We start from the raw sequence: 20,780 nt of genomic DNA, 5'->3' as shown, positions 1-20,780 counted from the left end.
TAGCACGTCGCCCCTCCTACTACGCAGGCGTCTTAGTGTGCACTGTCACCACGGCTCTCAGCGCTTTAGTCCTGTGGCTATGAATCACTTAAGAACCAAGCTCGTCAGTCCTCTACGTCCAATTCGTCTTGCACCAGTATTAGATACTCCGTGCGGTCGCCGACGAAGTCGCCCGCTGACCAATGATACGGGCCGCGTTCCGCTACCTGGTCTGACGTGCAGCGGGCGGGATCGCTCCCGTCGTCGTGGCAGTAGACGATATGGAGAACGGTATATTCGGCACTCTGCAGGTCGGACAGCAAACTGGTGGCCAACAGAATCACTTTTGTGCCGGCGATCACCTGGATTCGTCCCCTCAGGGTGTTTACGTCTCCAATGGACTCTCGAATGTCCCGGCGCTGTTCCTCGCTTGGAACGGGTAGTTCGCTCAGCAGACTCGTGGGGCCTAATTCCCATGAGGAAGGTATGAACGGGTCCATCAGGGCTTGAGACTGGTCTACGGCAGCCAAGTACTCGCCATATAGGGCGATGCGTTGCGTCCGCAGAAATTCACGGTTGGACCGATCATCGTCCCTGTCAGCTCCTACCGTCACTCCGAGATAGGCCCCGCCAAGGCTGCCTATGACGGCGCCAATCAACGTCGCAGCAAGGGTGCTCAGGAGGTTCAGACGCCGGTTTTTGGCACCTTCCCGCTCCTCGACAGTCGGCACCCCATTGCTTGCAGTAGCCACGGACGGAGGGTAGCGGCGGCGGCTGGGCATCAACGGGTGCCACCGCTGGACCCCCGGATGACCCCGCCCGCACACTGCCCCATGGCCCTGAAGACCGTCAGGTGCAGCCGGTGCGATGAGCCGGCTGTCTGGAACGCCCGCGTGACCTGCGGTTGCGGCGAAAAGCAACACCCGCGCTGTGCCAGCCACCGAGGCGACCTGACCAGCACTACCGATGGCCCTCAGTCGCAGGACATGCAGGACTGCCCAGGCTGTGGAGGCCTTCGCAGTGTGGTGACCCAGATCCTCTCTGTCCCGGACTGGACGAAGGCACGGGTCCAGCAGGCCAACACCAGACCGCGCTGCCAGATCCACAGCTGCCGCAACCTCGGGCGCCACACCGCGACCACCAGATGCGGATGTGGTGAGGACAGCATCCACGTCTGCAAGAAGCACAACACTGAGATCGGAGCCGGTGCCCCCAGCTTCAGATGCTTCGCGTGCTGGCAGATCGTGACGGTGACGAGCCGAACGGACAGCGCCCAGCATCGTGCTTAGGCATGATCTCCCGGAACGGGTCAGTTCCAGCAGCTTGGTAGGCCTCGACCACTGCGGCAGGGATACGCCCGCGGTTGCTGACCTCGTACCCCTTGGCAGCAGCCCACGCGCGCACGGCCTTGGGGTCCACATCTGTAACAGGATTGGTGACCCACAGCTGCTGGATAGTGAGCCATTCCCAGTAACGGCGTCGCTGGCGCGATGATCATGTCGCGCGGCCATGCACGTGGTGCAGCAGCACGAGGGCGGCGGCGGTGATGGCGCCGATGCGCCAGGTGCAGAGGCTGATCTGGCGCAGCGCCTTGAAGGTGGTCTTGAGCAGCGAGTTGCCGCGTTCGGCCGGGGCGCGGGTGGCCGCGTGCAGCAGGTTGATGGTGCGCTGGCCGGTGGCCAGCCGGAGTGCCTGATCGGTGTGGTGAGACGCCGGCGTTCGCCCTGTAGCCGAGGTTGGCGAGCCCGGCGTGGTGGGGCGTCGATCCACTCGCGCAGCCGGGGCAGGCGTGGGTGCGCGGCGGTGGTGTCGTGCTCGCGACCCGGTCGTGCGGGCGTCCTGCTTGTGACTGCTACGTCGAGGCGGTGGCAGCCCGACGGCGAAGGGCGCCTCGTTCCGCCGAAGCGGGACGAGGCGCCCTTCAGAGGTGCTCCGCTACTCAGGCGATGGAGCGCACGTTGGACAGGTCGGCGCCGGCCTGGTTGTTGGCCGCGGCGTCGGTGTCGACGATGGCGCGCAGGACCAGCCCACCCTGCAGCTTAATCAGCCGCGAGGCCAGCGTCCCGAGGTAACGGGCGCCCACCCGCGGGTCGAACACGGTGCGCGGCGAGACATCCAGCGCCGCCTGCTTGACCTTGGACGCCAGCTCGGCAGGGCTGGGCTGGTAGAGCCAGGCCGGACCAGAGGCGCCCTGCGGACCCTGCACGCCGGGCAGGCCCACCGGGCCGGCCGGACCGGCCGGGCCCTGCTCGCCCTGCGGGCCCTGCAGGCCGCGGACACCAGCAGCACCCTGCTCGCCCTGCACACCGGGCAGGCCCTGCACGCCGGGCAGGCCCTGCTCGCCCTGCTCGCCGGTCTCGCCGATCACACCGCGCGGGCCCTGGGCGCCGCGCAGGCCCTGCGGTCCCTGCTCACCCGGGGCACCGACCACGCCTCGCGGGCCGGTCTCGCCGCGCAGTCCGGGCAGGCCCTGCGGGCCCTGCTCCCCCTGCTCACCGGGGCGACCGGTGGAGCCGGGCAGCCCCTGCTCGCCCTGCGGGCCGGTCTCCCCCTCGGGTCCCTGCTGGCCCTGCGGGCCGGTCTCACCCTGCGGACCCTGCTCGCCACGCAGGCCAATCGGGCCCTTCTCGCCGCGCTCACCGACGGGACCGACCGGGCCGATCGGGCCCTTGGCGCCCTTGTCGCCGCGCTCGCCGGCGGGGCCGACCGGGCCCTTGGCACCCTTCTCGCCCTGCTCGCCGGCGGGGCCGACCGGGCCCTTGGCACCCTTCTCGCCGGGCTCGCCGGCCGGGCCGACCGGTCCGGTCGGGCCCTTCACACCGCGGTCACCCTCCTCGACGGTGACGTCGACGGGAACCGCAACGGTCTTGCTGCGTGTGGTGCTGTTGGTGCTGTTGGACTGCGCCATGGCTGGGATGGCCTCTCATGTAGGCGGTCATGTGGCGGGCGGCGTTGAGGGATCAGCCACCCGCGGTCGCTATCCGACCCCGCGCCCTTGCGGAGACCCGGCCGACGCCGGCGCAGCCGGCATCAGCTGTAGTCCGACCCGAAGGCCCACCACCACCATGCCAGGCGCTAGCGGCAGAGGCCGCCGGGCACAGTGAATCCGCAGTGAACATGGCCACAACAGCCGCGCCCTGCTCCCGAGGCTAGACCTGCCTGTGCAGCACCGCCTGAACGGCCGTCTCTGCATGTCACTTCCACCGTCATCGGCGTGTCGACCAGTCCATTTCGCTATTGACGAAGGCTCACTGGTCGCACGGTGCCCGGGTCACCGCTGAGGGAGCTCCTCCGCGGATGCCCAGGACACGACTCCGGTCGAGAAGCCGGGCGCGTGCTTGCGCCGGTAGGTCAGCAAACCCCGAAGGCCGCGATCGTCGGTGACGTCGCTCGCGCAGCCATGCAGGAGACCGGGCCACTCCTCGTCGTCCAGCGGCCGGGGATGATGACCTCGACCGGTGGGTCACGACGGACCCGGACGCGGCGTAGCTCATCCTCTAGTCGCAGCACGGGCGCACGGTAGCTCGGCGTGCGGACAGACCCAAAGGCGTCGGCCTCCCAATGAGCCCCCGCCGTCGCGGTCGGCACCGCCCTCGGTGACAATGCGTGCGTGACCCATGACAGCACCTACGGGCCTCTCCCACGACCTTCCGACGAGCTGCTCGACCTGCTCCGCCGCATCGCGAACCACGACGACGCCCCGGACACCGTCCAGGCGGACGCTCGCGATTACCTCCAGTACCTGGAGGACGCCCCGTCCGGCTCCGGTTCACTCACGGGTGAGGCCCGCTTGACCATGGCCGCCACCGCCGCCCAGCACGGCCGCGAAGCTGTTGGGAGGGTGCCGCGGCCTCGGTGCGGGTCCCGCCCCTGACCCCGGCGGATCCGCACAACGACGGCCCCGATCTCCCCGTCGCGGAGGTCGGGGGCGTCGCTGCGTGTACGCGACTCCTCGGTATCGGATGGGCCTGCGGCAACACCTGATTGCCCCCGTGGGCCTATACGGTCTCCCGGTGCCCTCATCCCGAGGGACGCCCCCACCGCCGGGGCTCAACCGACGGTGAGGACTTCGGCTCCCTGTCCTACGCACGAGGAGACCGCAATGAGTCACTATGCCCCTGCCGCGAAGACGAAGAAGCCCCTCTACACGCGCTGGTGGATGTGGCTCGTCGGCGTCGTCGGACTCATCGTGGTCGGACTCATCGTGATCATCGGCTCCGCGACCGGCGGCTCCGGCGGAGAGACCGAGGTCGGCCCGATCAAGCCGAACGCCGAGCAGCCCGCCGACGCTCCCATCGAGCAGCCCGCCGACGCGACGGGAGAGACCGAGCGGCCGGGCATCGGTGAGACCGCGAGCTGGTCCGGCTTCGGCTCGGGCGGAACAGTCACGCTGAACTCCGTGCGGCGCATGACTTCGCCGGAGTCGCCGACCGGCACGTCCCCGGAGAACGGCTCCTACCTCGTCGCGGACGTGACCGTTGAGGCGGCCGACGGCACCGTCAGCGGGGACCCCTTGTTCTGGGTCGTGCAATCGGAGGACGGCACCACCTACCCGGCGGACATCACCGCTCTCGCCTCACAGATCGACTCCGCTCAGCTCCAGCCCGGTCGACAGACGCGCGGAGAAGTGGCTTTCGACGCCCCGGAGGGTGAGCTGCGGCTCGACTACCGGTCGCCTGTCGGGGAGCCGCTCGCGACCTTCTCGATCGAGGGCTGAACCGCAATGCCCCGTCTCACCCTCGCCCCTTCCGCGGGTCGTAAGCAGCGCCGTCGCGGCGGCCAGCCCCAGCAACACCACGGCCGCGACCAAGGCGCGCACAGTCCCGGTGCGTCACCACCCGCGGCGGACGGAACGCCCGGCACGGGCAGCGCCCACACCCCTCGGCGTCGAGCAGGTGCCGATGGGCCCTGGGCCAGTGACCGCACCGGCACGCCCGCGGGGTCACGCCGCCACCCTGGCCGACAACGACGTGGCCTCGTCCAGCGTCAACCCGCGACCACCGCGACGCTCGTGCGGCTCCCGCGTCGACCCCCGCTTGGCCCTCTGCAGCCGGCAGAGGGGCGCCGGCACCGCCGCGGCCCGGTCGGGACGCCGATACCAGTTCGTCGTCATGCGCCTGGTCCCCTCGTGGCGTCCCGTCGCGCGGGCTCGCCCCGGAAGCGGAGACGGCGGGGATCGCCGCCACCCCGGACAGTCAGTGCATCAACGGCAGGGCCTCACCCGCTCCCCGGTCTCGCCCCGTCCCGGGTCCGGCCGCCGCGCGGTGCCGTGGCCATGGTGATCAGGGACCGCTGCCTGCTCGTGCGGTCGAATCCTGCACGGTCCGGCCTAGGGGTCAGACGTGTCGTCTCCGTTGGTCCGGACGCACTCCCCCTGGTCGTTCCGGCCGCGGTCAGCAGCCGACGTGGGTCAGTGCGAGGCAGGTCCAGCACAGCGGCCATTCCTCGTCGCCGTCGTCGGGCCAGCGCCAGTCGCGTGGGTCGAGCAGGGTCACCTCTGCCAGGCACAGGGCCCGGCCGGCGATCAGGCCGGGGTCGCTGACCGCATGCAGCCGACCCGACGGCATCTGGACGACCTCGCCGGACCACTTCCGCGGCGCCAGGCGGTCGGCGCCGACGGTCCAGCCACTCCGGTCGCGACTCATCCGGGATTCCTCATCGGCCGCGCCCGGCGGGATGCGCGCCAGGCGCGCGCCAGCGGCGTGTCCAGCTCGGTGACGGTGGCCCCACCGCTGATCTGCTCGGCCAGCGCGTCGGCCAGTGCGGCCAGCGCAGCGCGCGCCTCGGCGGACAGGTCGGTGGCCGGATCGGCCAGCATCGCCTCGACCTGGGTCAGCACGCCCCCGGCCAGGTCGCGGCTGACCGCGGCGGCCTCGGCGGTGGCGGAGCCCAGATCGAGGATGAGGCGAACCGTGCGCCCCGGCGGCGCGCCGGACAGCTCCGCCTCGACGACGAGGGGGCGGGCCGGATCACGCACGACAAACTCCTCAACTCAACGGAGCGCACGGGATACGGGGACGAATGGGCTTCTGGACCGGCGGCCGGGTTGGCCGCTTCAGGGTCGCGGAGGCGCTGCGCAGTCCCGCACCGCGAGCGGCAAGGCGGAAACGATTCATGATCACGTAGCGTGAGGCATCGGCGCTAGTCTGGCGCAGTGGCCTCAGCAGCCGGTCACCGGGGTTACCTCCGGTTCGTTCTCGCGGTACCGCCTTCCGGCCGGTCGGGCAGTCGGCGCGCTGAGGCGGTCCGCTGCCGCAGAGCTGGCCGAGCGGTATGCCGAGGAGGACCGCTACGGGTGGCGAGGGCCGGACTGGCTGGAGTGGGACAGCGCCCGCCGGGTGCGCTCCGCGGTCGACGTGCGGGGTGACGCCGTCGAGATATGGCTGGTGGACATCGGTCTCGATGAGCTCATCCCCTTCGTGGTGGAGTCCGAACCGCTCATCGAGGAGCACTAGCGGCGCCCCACTCAGACCGGGCGCGGCCCGACGGTGTGCTGTCCGGACTGCACCGACGGCAGCGTCGGTCCCACGGTCGGCCTGGCCCGCTGACGACCGCCAAGGTGGTTCTCGCGTTGGGCGCGCGGACCGGACGTCGAGCTGAGCGTTCGTGCCGGCGGCCCGGCGGCCCGGGTGGAGAGGAGGCGAGCTGCTGGAGCTGAAGCAGTCCGCTGATGCCCTACCGTGAAGGAGACAAAGCACGGAATGCAGAAAGCCACTGACCCAAGGTCGGCTTTCTCCGCTTGCATAGTGCCCTTCAGACGCTGGACTCACCGGAGCTCATGACTGTTCCACGGACCGATCCCGACGTTCGCACGCCGGCCTCGTCGGCCCGGGAGAGGAACGAGGGCCAGCTGAGTGCGCTCCAGATCTCCGCCGGTGCCCTCGCCGCGGTGTCGGCGGCTGTGGTCGCCTCGTTCTTCGGCGTGGCCGGCACGGTGATCGGGGCGGCGGTGGCCAGCGTGGTCTCCACCGTGGGCGCCGCTGTCTACACCGAGTCCATGCGTCGGACCCACGCCGGGCTACGCCGGGCCGGCAGCCGACTGGTCCGGTCACCGCAGTCACCGGTGGACCGGTCCGCCAGCGACCGGCCGCCGCTGCCTGCCCACCTCGATCCGCGACGCAGCCCGCCCCGCCGGCGCTGGCGGCGCTGGGCGATGGTGGCGGCCACCGCCGTGGCCGTGTTCGGGCTGGCAATGGTGGTGGTGACCACGGTGGAGCTGATCGGGCACAAGCCGGTGGCCGCCCTCGTCGGCGGCTCCGACCAGACGGGTGGAACCACCCTCGGGTCACTCACCGGTGCAACCGGCGGCGACAGTCGACAGCAGCAGGCGCCGGCGTCCCCCTCGGCCACCCCGACCGATGGCAACGCGCCCGCATCGGACTCCCCGCCGACACCGACGTCCGGTGATGAGTCCACAGTGACATCCGGCGGCGAGTCGGCTGCTCCCTCCGCGCGCACCTCCTCAGCGCCGAACAACGCGCCGGCCACGCCGACCGCGCCGGCGGAGGAACTGCCCGCCACCCCAGCTCCCGAGCAGTCGGCGTCCACCTCATCCGAGGCCGAGTCGAATGCCGAGCCCGGATAGCCTTCGTTCGGGCGGGATTCCAGCCGCTGACCTACCAGGGCCCATCAACGTCGTCCAACACGTCAGTTGATCGTCGAGGACGCTTACTCGCCGCTCGGCTCGCGGTCCGCGACGTTTGCAGGCGGCGCTCGGCAACCAGATCGTCACCGAGGCTCACACGGATCGCCGGCTTCCTTGAAGCGTTGCCGGAGCTGCGGGCGCTGCGGTGTGCCGCCGCCGAGCATGCTGTGCTGCTCCGCCGCCGCGCTGCTTGTCGGCGAGCGTGAGCCCAACGCCTGGCTTGACCAAGAGCTACCAATCAGCGGGGACAGCGACTCCCGATAACTTCTCCCGGTTAGCCACTTCGCCCTAACCCGTGCCAGTGATTGTGGGCGGCGAAGGGCCGGGTCGGATCACTGGTCGACGGCCGTTGAGCCGCGCACTGTCCCGCGGTCCACGGGGCCGAGCCGGAAGGCAAGACGTCGGCGCGCCACCGACATCGGCGATACCCACCCATGATCTGTGGCTCTTATCGACCGATGGCCCATAGATACCAGTGACCAAGCGTCCGCTACGGTTCGCGGACCGTTAAGGCGGGCGGGTGTCGTATCGCCGTCCCTCACCCCGGGTGAGGGACGCGGCGTCGCGCGCGGGACAGGGGGAGTCTCATGACCGAGGACGACATCGGCTTCAGAACGGGGCACGGCGGCCTGGCGGCGCGCTCGCCCGACCAGGACTCAAAGAGCCGCTTCCTGCTGAGGGACGTGACCAAAGCGCCGGGACTGCGGGCGGCCGGGACCGCGCTCCGGCCGCCCGCGCCCCGACCGCCCAGGCCGCTGATGCGCGTGCTGCTCTGCGAGGACCAGGAGATCTTCCGCCTCGGGCTGCGGGTGGTCTTCGAGGCGCAACCAGACATCGCGGTCGTCGCGGAGACCAGCCACCTCACGGAGGCGCTGGAGGTAGCGGACGGCCCGGGGACGCAGGTTGTCGTCGTCCGACAGGGGCTCGTGGGCTGCTCCGGCCTGCCGCTGCTGCGGGACCTGTGCCAACGCGCGACAGGGGTGCTGGTGCTCGCGGAGACCGGGGGCGACTCGGGGCTCATGGACGTCCTGCAGGCCGGGGTGCGGGGCTTCCTGCCGCGTCGCGCGACTGCGCAGCGACTCGCAGACGCCGTCCGCGCACTCGCCCGGCAGGAGACCGCGCTCGACTCCGCCGTCGGCCGCCAGCTCGTGCGCCACATGACCGGCGACCCCTCCCAGACCACTGCGGAGGGGCGGGCCCTGGACAGGCTCACCGAGCGGCAGCGCGATGTGGCGACGCTGGTGGCCGAGGGCCTCAGCAACGAGGAGATCGCCAGTCGGCTCTTCCTGAGCCCGGCGACAGTCAAGAGCCACCTCACCGCGGTGATGCGCCGCCTCGACATCCGCACCCGCACCCAACTAGCCATCCTGCTCACCCGCGACCACTCGCCGGCCGCCTAGCTTTCGCCCTTGAGGTCAAGGCCTTCCCGTGGGCAGGTGTCATCGGGCCGGCGGGAGGTGTACGGCCTGGGAATGCAGCGCGATGGTCGATCCGGCGGTGGGCCTGGTCGGCAGTCTGATCAGGCGCCGTCGAGCGGCAGGCTTTGTTTTGCGCCGTGGGCGGCTCAGGGCCAGCGAGCGGCAAGCTAGGTTGCGCCGTCGTGCGGCATAGCTGGGCCAGCCGTCACCGCTCGCTTCAGCTGGTATCTGCAGGCCCACGGCGACAGCCACGGCGGCCGAGCCGTCTGCGAACAGCTGCTCGATCGCTGGCGGTCCCTCCTCGGCCCCGACCATCCCGACACCCTGGCCGCCGCAAGCGACCTCACCCTTGCCCTGCGCTCGGTGGGCGCGACGGAGCCAGCCCGCGCCCTGGGCGAGGACACCCTTCAGCGCTCCCGCCGGGTGCTCGGCCCAGATGACACCACCACCCTGTTGGCGGCGGACGCCCTCACCGGCGCCCTGCCCTCGGATGTTGAAGCCGAGGCGGCCCGCGCCCTGGGCGAGGACACCCTGCAGCGCTGCCGCCGAGCGTTTGGCCCCGACCACCCCGCCACCCAGGGGGCGGACGCCCTCATCGTCGTGCTGGTCCAGCTGGGCAGGGCCGAGGCGGCCCGCGCGCTGGGTGAGGACACGCTGCGGCGCTGCCGCCGGGTGCTCGGCCCGGACCACGCCAGCACTCTGCGGCTGGCGACCGACCTTTCCTTCGCCCGCGTCTCGGTGGGTGAGGCAGGGCCGGCCCGCGCCCTGGCCGAGGCCACCCTGCAACGCTGCCGCCAGCAGCTCGGCCCGAACCATCTGACCACCCTGTTGACGGCGGCCATTCTGGTCCACGTTCTAGGTCAACTGGACGAGGCGGAGCCCGCCCAGGTGCTGGGCGAGGACACCCTGCAGCGCTGCCGCGAGGTGAGCCCGGACCACCTGGTCTCCAGGTTGACGGCGGCCGGTCCGACCCATGCCTGGAACGGGGTGGGAAGGCAGAGCAGGCTCGCACTCCGGGCGAGGCCACGCTTCAGCGCAGCCGCAGGCTGCTCGGCCCGAAGCACGTGATCACCCTGTTGGCAGCGGCCGCCCAAGCCTCGCTGAACGAGGCAGAGGCGGCCCGGACGACATAAGCACCAGTCACCGTGAGCCGCTACCGGAAATGGCCCAGCGGCGAAGCCGCCAACAACCAAGGGAGGGGTAGAGGCTGCACTCAGGGCAGTGTTCGGCTAGGTCGTTTGTCCTGCATTTGAGCAGCGGCATGGCCGAGTGCGCTGTCACGGTTCGCTCGGCCGCCTGCAGCACTAGCCCCATCGCCAACGTGGCGATCCTCGATCGCGGAGTGAAACCCTGGGCGTTGAGCTTCGGGAATGCCGTGCTGCGAGGCTGCACGCGTGTGGCAGATCCTCGGCGCGGCGTTACAGCTCATCGGCACCTTCGTTGCCCTCTGGGCGCTCGTAGGCCTGCACCGGGACTTCGGTGAGGGGGACCTCTGGCCAGCGTGGTCCAACTTCTGGCGGGGGTCCGACGCATGCTGCGCCGTGGCAAGAGCGTCCGTGTCATGACCGGTACCGCCCACGGCACCGTCAGCGCCACCGGCACTCTGACCGGCCGGGCCTATGCAGTGGTGCCGGAGAGTCCGAGCGCCGACGAACTTGCCGAGTGGCTTCGGCGGCGTATTGCCCAAGTACAGGAAGAGATCAATGAGGTACGGGCCAACGTGGCGAGCGCCCGAGCCGATCTCGGGCATCGGATCGCGCAGGTTGAACAGGAGGCGCGGAACGCAGACGCCCAGCTAGACGCCAAGCTGGTCCGCGCGATGACCGACCGCATCCGAGCCGAGGTAGGAGGCCTGTTCCTCGTCGTCATCGGGACGGCGATTAGCGCTGCTGGATAACCTCAGCTAACCCGTTGCCCTGTGGGTCGCCTGGCCTCTGGCGGTGCCCGTCCTCGGGCGGTGGGAAGTCGCCGCGGTCGATACCGTTCGACTTCCCAGCCCCTCAACCTTGTGCGGAGCCCGGCATGTCGCAGGCCCCCCCACCATCCTCCCGCCGTTGGACGCATCCTCTCTTGCTTGCGGTGGCGGGTCTCCTCGTCGGCGGGATCCTCGCTGTGGCGGCTGTCTACATCGGGCAGTCGCAGGGGGCGATCCCCACCCCTGCCGGGCCAACCACTGTGGCGGGGCCGACGACGACGGTGGCTCAGGGACCGACGGCGGCTCCGAGCACGTCAGCAGGCACGACCGCCGTCCCGACTGCAGGGACCGCGACGGGGTCAGCGCACTCCGTGCTGTACGGGCCCGGTGAGATACGGCTCGGCAGAGCAGACTTGGACACCGTGCCGCCGGATGCCACCGCAGGGATGGACTACATGGATATCGGTGCTGAGTTGGTTACGGGATCCTCCGCCGACATGTATTCCGTGCCCTTCGGTGTACGTCCCATCGTTGCGTGGGAAGGAGCGGGGCCCCCCACTCCGGAAGGATGTGACGACCGGCTCACCCGACTGCCGGAGCGCAGCGTGACTGTGGGCGTAGGTGACACCGTCTGTGTACGCAGCGATGGGGGGGAAGTTGTCGCAGCGGCCACTGTCGCCGCCTTGGAGCCGGACGATGGCACCGTTCTTGTATCGGTGATCGTTTGGTCTGACTGATGTCCCTCCATCGACGCAAGACGATGGACTAGCGTCGGATTTGGGGCTACTTCGGCTAGACCGTTGTCCGCCGGGTCGCCGTGGGGCTGGCTGACCTCGCCGGCCACATCCGTGACCAGCAGCGGCAAGAACGCGAGGCGCTCGGGATGCGGCTGCACCGGGCGGGTCGCGCTGCACAAAGCACTCCACGACGACCCGATCGATCTAGGGCCCTAGTGCTCTTCTCGGGTGGCAGTAGCGGAAGTCTTCGCTGCCCCTGGGGACCACTATCGAACGACAGTGGAGGGAAAGCCATGTCCAAGCAACTTTTTGTAACTCGATTAGCACGCTGGGAATCGCCCTAGGCTCGGTCGTCGCAGCCGGATCGGCCACAGCGGCTCCACCCCCTGCCCTGGCGGGTTTGAGTTGAGAACAGAGGCCGAGGTTCTGGCTGTTGCGACCCCCGGCTTCGAGGGAGCTATTGCAGCTGCGGATGAAAACGACAACAACCTGTTGTGCTTCAAGCCGTTGCCTGAACCGATTCCACTGTTCGAGCCCACCTTCCTGTACCGTGACGACAGGTCGCCGACATAGCTTGGAGACATCCTTGACCCGCACAGATCCGGGAGTCGGTTTCTCCTGGGCCTGTGCGGGTCAGTCCCGAGCGTTGGAGCACTTCAGCTAGATCCTTATCCTCCGCGTTGCTTGGCCGCTGTCCTACGTCTGGACCGCAGGGGGGAGGGGGGCTGGACACCTGCGGAGGCCAGTCGCACAGTGAGCTTGTCTCATGTGGCGAGCTTCTTGTAGCAGGTCGAGGTGGCGGCCAGGGTGAGAAATGCGGTGAACAGCCGGGCGGAGCGTTCGTAGCGGATGGTCAGCCGGCGGTAGCCGGTCAGCCAGGCCAGGGAGCGTTCGACGACCCAGCGGTGGCGGCCCAGCCGGGTAGAGGTCTCCACGCCGCGGCGGGCGATGCGCGGAGTGATGCCGCGAGCGCGCAGCTGGCGGCGGTAGACGTCATGGTCGTAGCCGCCGATCGGCGAACAGCTCCCGCGGCCGCCTCCGGGCCGCCCGCGCCGGCCACGGAGGCCTTCTGGGCCGAGGTCGGCCGCGGCTACCGGCCAACCTGACGTTGAGCGCCCACGACGGCCATCGCCACCGCGCCGGCCAGCCCGACAGCGACGATCGGCGTCTCCACCGGGTCGAATCCGGCCGGGGTAAGCAGTTGCCGGGAGAACCGCTCCGATAGGTAGCCGGCAATCATGCCCGTCCCGAACAGCCGGAGCACGCCGCGGGCGCGGTCGTCGGGAACGGCGGCCAGGCGGGTGATCGCCCAGATCTGCGCGGCGAGCATGTATGACGGAGCGCTGTAGGCGGTGCCGAACCACCACGAGTCCCGGCCGACGTGGTCGGGACTGCCGTGCATGAAGGGGACGTCGAACGCCCGTCGCCGCCGCAGTGCCACCACTTGGCCAGCGAGGTTCGCCGTGAGCTGGGCCGCGGCGACCGCGATGAGAGTTGTGCGACTCGTCACGCCCGCGCACCCTAACGACCTCGTGCATGGTTAGCGGCGGGCGATCGTTGACCTGTTCAGGGCCGGTTTGATCACGCGGCGGTGCCGGCGGTGAAGCCTGCGGTGAGCGGTGGAGCGGTTCGGGTCGTGGGGCTGGTCCGGGCTGGAGACCAGCCCGGCGACCGCGCGCAGGATGGCGTCGAGGTGGTTGTGTGGAGTTGACGCCGCTGGCGTGGACACCTCGCTTCTGCGGTCTGAGGTTCAGGCCGCGGTGGTGAGAGTATGCCGCGCCTCGAAGGTCGCCGGGGCGATCTGGCCGAGAGCCGAGTGCCGCCGGCGGGGTTGTGGAAGGTCTCGAGGTAGTCGAAGACGGCGAGCTCGGCCTCGCGTCGGGTGGCGAACCTGCCGTCGGGCTGCTGGTAGAACAGCTCGCATTCCAGCGTGGCGAATACGCTCTCGGCCAGCGCGTCGAAGCAGTCCGCGATGCTGCCCATGCTGGCCAGGGGCGCCGTGCCGGCGCAGCTCCCGCTCGAGTGCGTGGGAGCTGTACTCCCCGCCGCGGTCGCTGTGGTGGAACACGCCCGGCACGTGTCCGCCGCGGCGGTGAACCGCCATGGCCACGGCGTCGACGACCAGATCGGTCTTGCGGTGCGAGGCCATCGACCAGCCGATCACCATGCGACTGAACACGTCGGTGACACAGGCGAGGTAAAGCCAGCCCTGCACCGTCGGCACGTAGGTCACGTCGGCCACCCACAGCTGGTTGGGCGCCGTCGCGACGAACTGGCGGTCGACCCGGTCGGGTGCGGCCTCGGCTCTGGGGTCGGACCGGGTGATCGAGACCGGCCGCTTGCGCCGGTGACAGCCGACGATCCCGGCCTGATGCATCAGCCGGGCGACGCGTTTGCGCCCACCCGCACGCCGGCGTCGGAGAGCTCGGCGTGGATCCGCGGAGCCCCGTAGACCCGGCGGTTTTCGTCGAAGACGGTGCGGATCTGCACGGTCAGCACCTCGTCGGCGACCGCCCGCGGCGATGGCGGGCGGGACAGCCAGGCGTAGAAGCCCGACCGGCTGACCTTCAGCAGCCGGCACAGCGCGGCGACGTCGTGGTAGGTCTTCTCCCGATCGATGAAGGCAAACCGCGTCACCTCGTAGACTCCTCACACGTTGAAGGCCGCTTCTTTTCAGGATCTCCCGCTCGGTCCTGAGCCTGGCGTTCTCCCGGCGCAGCCGGGTCAGCTCGGCGCGTTCGGCGGCCGTCAGCGGCAGCAGCCCGCTGCTGTCCGGCTCGCCCCGCTCCGCCTTGACCCAGTTGCCCAACGTCGTGTCGTTGATCTGCAGGTCACGAGCGACCTCGGCGATCGTCTTGCCGGTCGCTCGGACCAGCTCCACGGCCTGCTCCCGGAACTCCGCGGAGAACTTGCTCGGTCGGCCCATCGGGAACCTTCCTCGGGCCAGATGCCCAAGCTCAGGGTGTCCACCGAAGCGGGTCAACTCCATGTGTCGACGGAGTGGATGGGACGGGCCCGCCAGTTGGTCAGGTCGCCGGTGCCGTGCTCGACGCGGATTCGCTGTGCGGAGTGGGCTTGGCGTTCGGCCTCGTGGGCGGCGGGAAGGGCGGGCATAACCGGTAGCTGTTTCTTTGGCCGGGCCGGGCGCGGGGTGTCAGCAGGTGGGGGTGTTCAGTTCACCGGCGGCGGAGAGCTGCACGCCGCAGGCGCCGAAGTCGGTGCGGGACAACTCCTGCACGAGTGCGCGGGCGCGCTGGTCGGGATCGATCTGCGGCACTCCCGGGGCGACCATGACGGTGCCCTCCAGCTGTCCGCTGTGCCAGCTGCCATCGGGCGTCAGCTGCAGCGTCACGATGCCGCCCACCCCTTGTGCTCCGGTGTGCGACAGCGTCTCGTAGCCCAGGAAGTTGCCCAGGCTGTAGGCGATCAGGCGACCTCGGTACCACTCCATGCCCCGCAACACGTGCGGACCGGCACCGAGCACCGCATCAGCGCCGGCATCGATGGCCGCGTGGGAGAACGCGACCGCATCACCGCGGTCCTCGCCGAGGAAAACCTCGGTGCCCGGCGGTACGTGCCCGCGGTCGGCGCCCTCGGCGCCGGCGTGGATGGTGACCAGGACCAGATCGGCCTGGGCAGCAGCCTGCCGCACCATTTGTTGGGCGGCGGGAATGTCGAGCAGGCTTTGTGCCCAGTGATAGGGCGCGAAGCCGAGGATCGCCACCCGCACCGAGCCGACGTCCTGCAGCGTGATCTGCCCCGGCATGCCGGTGTACTGCAGATTGTGAGCGGTCAGCGCCGCCTGAGTGTCGCGCAGCCCGGCATCGCCGAAGTCGCGCGAATGGTTGTTGGCCAGATTGATCACCGTGAAACCGGCCTGGCGCAGCCACCGGGCATACGAGGGCGGCGTGCGGAACGCATAGCAGCTACTGCTGTCTGCTCCGCACTTGGTCGAGGCCGCTGCATCGGTGAGCGCCTGATCCAGATTGGCCAGCACCACGTCTCCGGCCAGCCGGTCGGCCACCCCGTCGAACAGGTGCCGCCCGCCATCGGGAGGTAACTCGGGGGTCGATCCCATGATGACGTTGCCCACCGCACTGATACCGACACTGGTGTCGCGCGGCGGCGGCGAGCTGCCCGACGTCAAGGGTGCGGACTTCTCGGTGCTGCTGCCCAGCGAGAACGCGGCGGCCAGCGCGAAAATCAGGGCCACCAGCAGCACGGGCACACGCATGGGCCGGGCCGGCCGCGGCGACCGGTGCCGCCCTGCCTTCATCCACAGATTCCTCGGGTCGGGGTGCGCATTCCTGTGCGCGCACGGTATCCGGTTGCGCTCGCCGCTCCCGCGACACCGCGATCGCAGCGCACCTCACGCGCGGCCGCAGCGCCTAAGGCGCGGTATCGATCGCGCTCAACGCAGCCGAGTCCGCGCCGACCGCGACCCACGCCCGGTACCCGGATATCGCTGGCGCCGGGCTCACCGACGGTGTGATCGAGGGCTCTGGTTGGTCGGTGGGTGAAGACGGGCGTAGTTAGCAGGGCACCGGACAGACCCGGCGCCGCTGCGGGCCAGGGCGTCGATGCCCTCGTGCAGATGGCGGTAGGCCGTTAGCCGACGGGCGCAGATGAGCGCGACGGCCAGTCGGGCCAGGGCGGTGATGGTCCGGCTCGGTCGAGGTCGCTCAGCTGGTCGCCGCTGAGCCAGTCCGGTGCAGCTGGCGATGAACCGGTGGCGGCGTGATCATCGTGCGATCGTAGGCGCTGTCGTCGGGTCGGAACTCACGCAGTTGGTGAGAGCACAGCACCGGCACCGCCGAGCGGGCCGGCCCCTCTCGCGGCGTCCCGGCAGTCAGAGTGCGCTGGGGACGGCGCCACGCCGGGACCGCCGGGACGCACTGGTGGCCGTGGCGGGCGACCGGGCGGGTGCTGATCGGCTGCAGCCGGCCTGTCAGTACCGCGGCACCCACTCGACGAGGACGTCCCGTCGGCGCACGCCGCGAAGTTGGCGGAGGCCGACCGGGTCGGACGAGGGATCCCGGTCCTCCCGGGTTTCGAAACTTTCCGGGAACCTGTCGGGCAACGGGGTGACCTAGGTTGCTCTAACGTGCGCCCGCGCTCGCGAACCTTGGTCTTGCTGGCTATGGCGGTGGTGGAGGCTGGGGTTCTGGTGGCCGCCTTCTTGTTCCCTCTTGTCGGGGGCGCCGGCCTGCTGGCGCGGAACTCGGCACCGCCACCCGACGAGCTTCCGGCCAATCTCAGCGGCGACCTGTGGGGCAACAGCCGGGTGCTGGCGGCCGACGGGTCGGTGATCACCACCTTCTATGTCAATGACCGGGTGCCGGTGACCACCGAGCAGATCGCCCCGGTGATGAAACGGGCCATGGTCGCGATCGAGGACGCGCGGTTCTACGAGCACAGCGGCCTGGACGTGCGGGGAACGGCGCGCGCGCTGGTGACCAACGTGGCGGCGGGCTCGGTGCAGCAGGGCGGGTCCACGCTTACCCAGCAGCTGGTCAAGCAGACCCGCGCGCAGACCGCCGATACTGCCGAGGAGCGGCAGGCGGCCACCGAGGGGAGCCTCGGGCGCAAGCTGCGGGAGGCGCGGCTGGCGCTTGTCCTGGAGGAGGCCTACTCCAAAGACGAGATTCTCACCCGCTATCTGAACACGGTGTACTTCGGCCACGGCGCCTATGGCATCCAGGCCGCCGCGCAGCGTTACTTCAGCGTGGACGCCGCCGACCTGATCCTGCCGCAGGCAGCGATGCTGGCCGGCCTGGTGCAGAGCCCGGCCAACGACAACCCGCTCACCGACCCCGCGGCCGCCCTCACCCGCCGCAACCAGGTGCTGCAGCGGATGTACGAGACGGGCTACATCGACGCCCGGCGGCTGGCCGCTGCCTCCGCCCGGCCGGTGGTGGTCGACCCGGGCCCGGGATCCCCGAACGGCTGCATCGATGCCACCGTGGGCGGCTTCTTCTGCGCCTATCTGGAGCAGTACCTGCAGCAGCAGCTCGGAATCAGCCGGGACATCCTGGACGACGGCGGGCTGACCATCCAGACCACGCTGCGCCCGGACGTGCAGGTCGCCGGGGACCAGGCGGTGCTCAACCAGCTCCCTATGGGGGACCCGCTGGCCGGCATGTACACCGCGGTGGAACCCGGCACCGGGCACGTGCTGGCGATGAGCGTCAACCGCCGCTACGGCTGCCCGGAGCCCGACTGCGAGTCCGTGGTGCTCAACACCGCCTACAGCCAGGGTGCTGGATCGACTTTCAAGGTGTTCACCGCCGCCGCCGCCCTGGAACGGGGCTTCGCTGCGGACTACACCCTGACTCCGAGCAACCCCTACGTCTCCCGGGTCTACACGAACAACGGCCGGCCCTACGAGGTACGCGCCTTCGCCAATGCCGACGTGCGGACGATGACCATGGAGCAGGCGCTGTACCTGTCCTCCAATACCTACTTCATGGCGCTGCAGGACGCACTCGGCAGCGTCGAGGGCCCGGTGCGCGTCGCCGAGCGGATGGGCATGCGCTTCACCGCGTCCTCGGCGGACCAGATCATCGGCGGAAATCGCGGCTCGTTCACCCTCGGCGCCGAGGCCACCAGCCCGCTGGACCTGGCCAGCGCCTACGCCACGCTGGCCGCCGGCGGCACCCGCTGCGACCCAACGCCGGTCACCGCCATCCTCGACCGTAACGGCGAACCGCTGACCGGGCCCGAGGGGACACCAGTCGGCAGTGGAGACAACTGCACCCCCGCAGCTGTCGCGCCGGCCGTGGCCACCACCCTCGCCCAGATGATGCGCAAGGACGTCGAGCCGGGCTATCCCGGGCAGACCGCCGCAGCGGCCTACGTCCCCGGCCACCAGATCGCGGGCAAGACCGGAACGACGCAGAACAACTTCTCGATCGCCTTCGCCGGCTACACGCCGCAGTACTCCGCCAGCGTGATGGTGCTCAACCCCAAGGGAAACCAGGACGTCGGCGGCCAGGGCGGCGGCATGGGCGCGGGCATCTGGCACGACGCCATGGCACCCATCCTCACCACCGCACCGAGGGCGCCCTTCCCTCCCGCCGACCCGGTCCTCGCCGGCAGCACCGTCCAGGCCAACCCACCGCCACCAGCAGCAACCGCCGCCCAGAACACCGACGCCAACACACCTACTGACGAAAACAGCGACACGCCTGACCCTGGCACCACGCGCGACAACCGCTTCGAGGACTAGAAATCGTGCATTGAGGTTTTCTCAACGGATTGGTCGTTCGGCGTTGGTCAGGACAAGCGCTGCCTTGGCGATCGCGCCGATCCGCTGTGGGCACAGGCGGATACGGCCGAGCGCCTTCCATCGGGTCTTGAGCAGCGCGATCCCGCGTTCGCCCGGGGCACGCAAGCAGCCGATGAGCCGGTTGCGGATGAGGTTGTTCGAGTGCAGGCCGCGGCCCTTGGTCGGCGTCAGCACGCCGATGCCGGCACCGTGGTAGCCCTTGTCGGCCAGCGCGGCCAGCGCGGCCAGCGCGGGCAGCCCGAGCAGGGCGGCCGCGGCGTGCAGCGCGCCGAGGAACCCGGTGGCACGGGCGGCGGCCAGGTCATGCACCGAGCCGGGCTCGACCTCGGAGACGACGACCGGATGCCCGTCGGGGTCGCTGACGATCTGCACGTTGCCGCCGTGCGCCTTGTGCTTGCCGGAGAACCACAGGTCGTGGCCGGTATCGGGATTCTTGGTCCGGCACCCGTCGGTGCGGATCAGCGTCCCGTCCACCGTCACGTGCGCATAGCCGGCGGCGCGGGCGGCCAGCAGTGCACCGCGCAGCGCGGGTGCGGCCGCGGCGAGGACGTCGATGCCCTCGTGCAGATACCGGTAGGCCGTCGAGCGGCCGATTCGGTGGTCGACGGCCAGCTGGGCCAGCCGGGTGCCGTCGAGGAACCAGCGCAGCACCAGCACCGCCTGCCGGTAGCAGCCCAGCGCCCGGCGCTTAGGCCGGGTGCGGCGTCGGCGCCGGTCGGCGGCCAGCAGTGCCGACACGAATTGCACGGTGGGCTCTTCGACGGGGAGCACGGCGTGTGTAGGTGACAGGATCGGACACAGCAGGACCTCGGGTGGGGAAGACGGTCTGTGAGAAGACGTCCCGCCTACCGAGGTCCTGCGTCGTCTTCGGTCATCCGGCCGCCGTCGGTGTGTCGCTCCTGACCTGCGGCTCATCCGCTACCGGGAAAGGCTCATTGAGTCAAGTGTCTTCGCCTCGCCAGGCGGTCGACCACCACGCATGAGGTGACCTCGACGCCGCTCGTACACAGCAATGGTTTCTGCCGGCGGGATGAGTGCCTGGAACTGTTTAAAGTGTGCGAATTGCGTGTAAGCCCGGTGCTAAAGCTCAGTCGATAAAGGATACATGTATCATTGACCTGTCGTCGAAGCTTTCATTGCCGGCCCTAAGTCCCTTAGTCTGGGGATGATCGCCGATGAGTAAAGGATCGACTTCCAACAGGCCCATCAGAAATCGCTCAGTGCTCTCGAGATCGGCAGCGAGCGCGGGATAACCGTCCGACGCAATAAGTAGTGATTGCGTCTCGCGAGGTAGCGGCTGTATGTGAATATGCCTGTCGGGCACCCGCCCACCGTCGATGGAGCCGAAAAACCACTGTCCTGGGCTGTCTACGTTACGCAGACTGCGCTCGTTGCGAAGGAGTGGGATGATCATCGCCCGCCCGGGGTCTTCCTCTTGGAGGGCTCTCAAGTCCGAGCCCTGACGAATAAGAGCTGTGAGATAGGCGGCTCTCACTTGCGCTGCCACCGCCTCATGTCTTGGCGCGAGGACACTCTGGCGGCTGTCAATCCGCACCGTGGAAGCTCCTACGCCCCATAATTCATGCCGATGCGCCGAGTAGAGCATGAGGGACGCAGATGAGGCTTCTGTGGTTCCCTTCCCATCCGCGACGGCTTCTGTTGCTGCGTCAACCGCCTGGCGAGCCGTTGCCGAGGAGGGAAGCGACTTGAGCGCCCGAGCTATGAGGTCCGCCGCAACGGCGCCAGGCTCCTGCCGGCTTGGTCCCTTCTCGCCTCCCCCGCCCTTTGCAGTGGCCCC

General features: G+C 69.7%; 17 protein-coding genes and 6 pseudogenes. 7 read left to right on the top strand and 16 right to left on the bottom strand.

What is annotated here, in order from left to right; translation table 11 throughout:
- Positions 1-104 precede the first annotated feature (104 nt).
- The 4 genes and pseudogenes from GOBS_RS27050 to GOBS_RS03560 form a co-directional block, all read right to left on the bottom strand.
- Positions 105-731, bottom strand: a complete 627-nt coding sequence (locus tag GOBS_RS27050) for a hypothetical protein (RefSeq protein ID WP_166487276.1) — start codon at positions 729-731, stop codon at positions 105-107.
- A gap of 466 nt (positions 732-1,197) precedes the next feature.
- Entirely contained in the window at positions 1,198-1,383 is a 186-nt protein-coding gene (locus GOBS_RS29470) for an Lsr2 family DNA-binding protein (protein ID WP_424954950.1), read from the bottom strand.
- A gap of 90 nt (positions 1,384-1,473) precedes the next feature.
- Positions 1,474-1,808 (bottom strand): annotated as a pseudogene (locus GOBS_RS29585) (transposase family protein); the annotation flags it as partial.
- 110 nt (positions 1,809-1,918) lie between these two features.
- Complete coding sequence (locus GOBS_RS03560; protein ID WP_012946926.1) at positions 1,919-2,887, bottom strand: collagen-like domain-containing protein; 969 nt, start codon at positions 2,885-2,887, stop codon at positions 1,919-1,921.
- 1,152 nt (positions 2,888-4,039) lie between these two features.
- Between GOBS_RS03560 and GOBS_RS03550 the strand changes: the two genes are divergently transcribed.
- Complete coding sequence (locus GOBS_RS03550) at positions 4,040-4,696, top strand: DUF4352 domain-containing protein (protein WP_166487275.1); 657 nt, start codon at positions 4,040-4,042, stop codon at positions 4,694-4,696.
- A gap of 676 nt (positions 4,697-5,372) precedes the next feature.
- Here the strand turns inward: GOBS_RS03550 and GOBS_RS03545 are convergent.
- Positions 5,373-5,624, bottom strand: coding sequence for a hypothetical protein (locus GOBS_RS03545; protein WP_012946925.1), 252 nt, complete (start codon positions 5,622-5,624; stop codon positions 5,373-5,375).
- Positions 5,621-5,956: a hypothetical protein gene (locus GOBS_RS03540; protein ID WP_012946924.1), complete on the bottom strand. Its 336-nt coding sequence runs from the start codon at positions 5,954-5,956 to the stop codon at positions 5,621-5,623. Before GOBS_RS03540 ends, GOBS_RS03545 begins: the two co-directional genes overlap by 4 nt.
- A gap of 801 nt (positions 5,957-6,757) precedes the next feature.
- Here GOBS_RS03540 and GOBS_RS03535 point away from each other — a divergent pair.
- From GOBS_RS03535 to GOBS_RS03520, 5 genes and pseudogenes are all read left to right on the top strand, one after another.
- Entirely contained in the window at positions 6,758-7,564 is an 807-nt protein-coding gene (locus GOBS_RS03535) for a hypothetical protein (RefSeq protein ID WP_012946922.1), read from the top strand.
- 647 nt (positions 7,565-8,211) lie between these two features.
- A complete protein-coding gene (locus tag GOBS_RS03530; RefSeq protein ID WP_012946921.1) occupies positions 8,212-9,024 on the top strand; it encodes a response regulator transcription factor in 813 nt (270 codons plus the stop codon).
- A 207-nt stretch (positions 9,025-9,231) separates the two neighbouring features.
- Positions 9,232-9,402, top strand: a pseudogene (locus GOBS_RS29465) (hypothetical protein); the annotation flags it as partial.
- A 3-nt stretch (positions 9,403-9,405) separates the two neighbouring features.
- Entirely contained in the window at positions 9,406-10,110 is a 705-nt protein-coding gene (locus tag GOBS_RS25135) for a tetratricopeptide repeat protein (RefSeq protein ID WP_012946920.1), read from the top strand.
- Positions 10,111-10,603: 493 nt separating this feature from the next.
- A complete protein-coding gene (locus GOBS_RS03520; RefSeq protein WP_166487274.1) occupies positions 10,604-10,939 on the top strand; it encodes a hypothetical protein in 336 nt (111 codons plus the stop codon).
- A 1,519-nt stretch (positions 10,940-12,458) separates the two neighbouring features.
- On the opposite strand, the pseudogene GOBS_RS25950 reads toward GOBS_RS03520, so the two are convergent.
- From GOBS_RS25950 to GOBS_RS28450, 8 genes and pseudogenes are all read right to left on the bottom strand, one after another.
- Positions 12,459-12,761, bottom strand: a pseudogene (locus tag GOBS_RS25950) (transposase); the annotation flags it as partial.
- A 23-nt stretch (positions 12,762-12,784) separates the two neighbouring features.
- Positions 12,785-13,204, bottom strand: a complete 420-nt coding sequence (locus GOBS_RS03510; RefSeq protein WP_012946917.1) for a hypothetical protein — start codon at positions 13,202-13,204, stop codon at positions 12,785-12,787.
- A gap of 71 nt (positions 13,205-13,275) precedes the next feature.
- On the bottom strand, positions 13,276-13,677 hold the full coding sequence (locus GOBS_RS29580; RefSeq protein ID WP_081448793.1) for an IS3 family transposase: 402 nt from the start codon (positions 13,675-13,677) through the stop codon (positions 13,276-13,278).
- 22 nt (positions 13,678-13,699) lie between these two features.
- Positions 13,700-13,945, bottom strand: a pseudogene (locus GOBS_RS29575) (transposase); the annotation flags it as partial.
- Between the two features lie 125 nt (positions 13,946-14,070).
- Positions 14,071-14,331 carry an IS3 family transposase gene (locus GOBS_RS29455; RefSeq protein ID WP_081448792.1) on the bottom strand — a complete coding sequence of 87 codons (261 nt, stop codon included), beginning with the start codon at positions 14,329-14,331 and terminating at the stop codon, positions 14,071-14,073.
- 76 nt (positions 14,332-14,407) lie between these two features.
- Positions 14,408-14,620, bottom strand: a pseudogene (locus GOBS_RS29450) (transposase); the annotation flags it as partial.
- 228 nt (positions 14,621-14,848) lie between these two features.
- Complete coding sequence (locus GOBS_RS03500; RefSeq protein ID WP_049788131.1) at positions 14,849-15,916, bottom strand: CapA family protein; 1,068 nt, start codon at positions 15,914-15,916, stop codon at positions 14,849-14,851.
- A 384-nt stretch (positions 15,917-16,300) separates the two neighbouring features.
- A pseudogene (locus tag GOBS_RS28450) lies at positions 16,301-16,429 on the bottom strand (IS5/IS1182 family transposase); the annotation flags it as partial.
- Positions 16,430-16,861: 432 nt separating this feature from the next.
- Here GOBS_RS28450 and GOBS_RS03495 point away from each other — a divergent pair.
- Positions 16,862-18,922, top strand: coding sequence for a transglycosylase domain-containing protein (locus GOBS_RS03495; RefSeq protein WP_243697634.1), 2,061 nt, complete (start codon positions 16,862-16,864; stop codon positions 18,920-18,922).
- 21 nt (positions 18,923-18,943) lie between these two features.
- Here the strand turns inward: GOBS_RS03495 and GOBS_RS03490 are convergent, their stop codons facing one another.
- Complete coding sequence (locus tag GOBS_RS03490) at positions 18,944-19,753, bottom strand: IS5-like element ISGeob4 family transposase (RefSeq protein ID WP_012946914.1); 810 nt, start codon at positions 19,751-19,753, stop codon at positions 18,944-18,946.
- A gap of 316 nt (positions 19,754-20,069) precedes the next feature.
- A complete protein-coding gene (locus GOBS_RS27040; protein ID WP_166487273.1) occupies positions 20,070-20,537 on the bottom strand; it encodes a hypothetical protein in 468 nt (155 codons plus the stop codon).
- Positions 20,538-20,780 lie beyond the last annotated feature (243 nt).

It is taken from the genome of Geodermatophilus obscurus DSM 43160 (genome assembly GCF_000025345.1).
Classification (GTDB): domain Bacteria; phylum Actinomycetota; class Actinomycetes; order Mycobacteriales; family Geodermatophilaceae; genus Geodermatophilus; species Geodermatophilus obscurus.
The sequence above is the reverse complement of the archived record's forward strand: the minus strand, read 5'-3'. Positions and strand labels throughout refer to the sequence as shown.

Excerpts from the sequence above, each read along its gene's own strand:
- GOBS_RS03545 (WP_012946925.1), bottom strand. The coding sequence starts at position 5,624 with ATGAGTCGCGACCGGAGTGGCTGGACCGTCGGCGCCGACCGCCTGGCG.
- GOBS_RS03535 (WP_012946922.1), top strand. The coding sequence starts at position 6,758 with ATGACTGTTCCACGGACCGATCCCGACGTTCGCACGCCGGCCTCGTCG.
- GOBS_RS03520 (WP_166487274.1), top strand. The coding sequence starts at position 10,604 with ATGACCGGTACCGCCCACGGCACCGTCAGCGCCACCGGCACTCTGACC.
- GOBS_RS29580 (WP_081448793.1), bottom strand. The coding sequence starts at position 13,677 with ATGGGCAGCATCGCGGACTGCTTCGACGCGCTGGCCGAGAGCGTATTC.
- GOBS_RS03530 (WP_012946921.1), top strand. The coding sequence starts at position 8,212 with ATGACCGAGGACGACATCGGCTTCAGAACGGGGCACGGCGGCCTGGCG.
- GOBS_RS03560 (WP_012946926.1), bottom strand. The coding sequence starts at position 2,887 with ATGGCGCAGTCCAACAGCACCAACAGCACCACACGCAGCAAGACCGTT.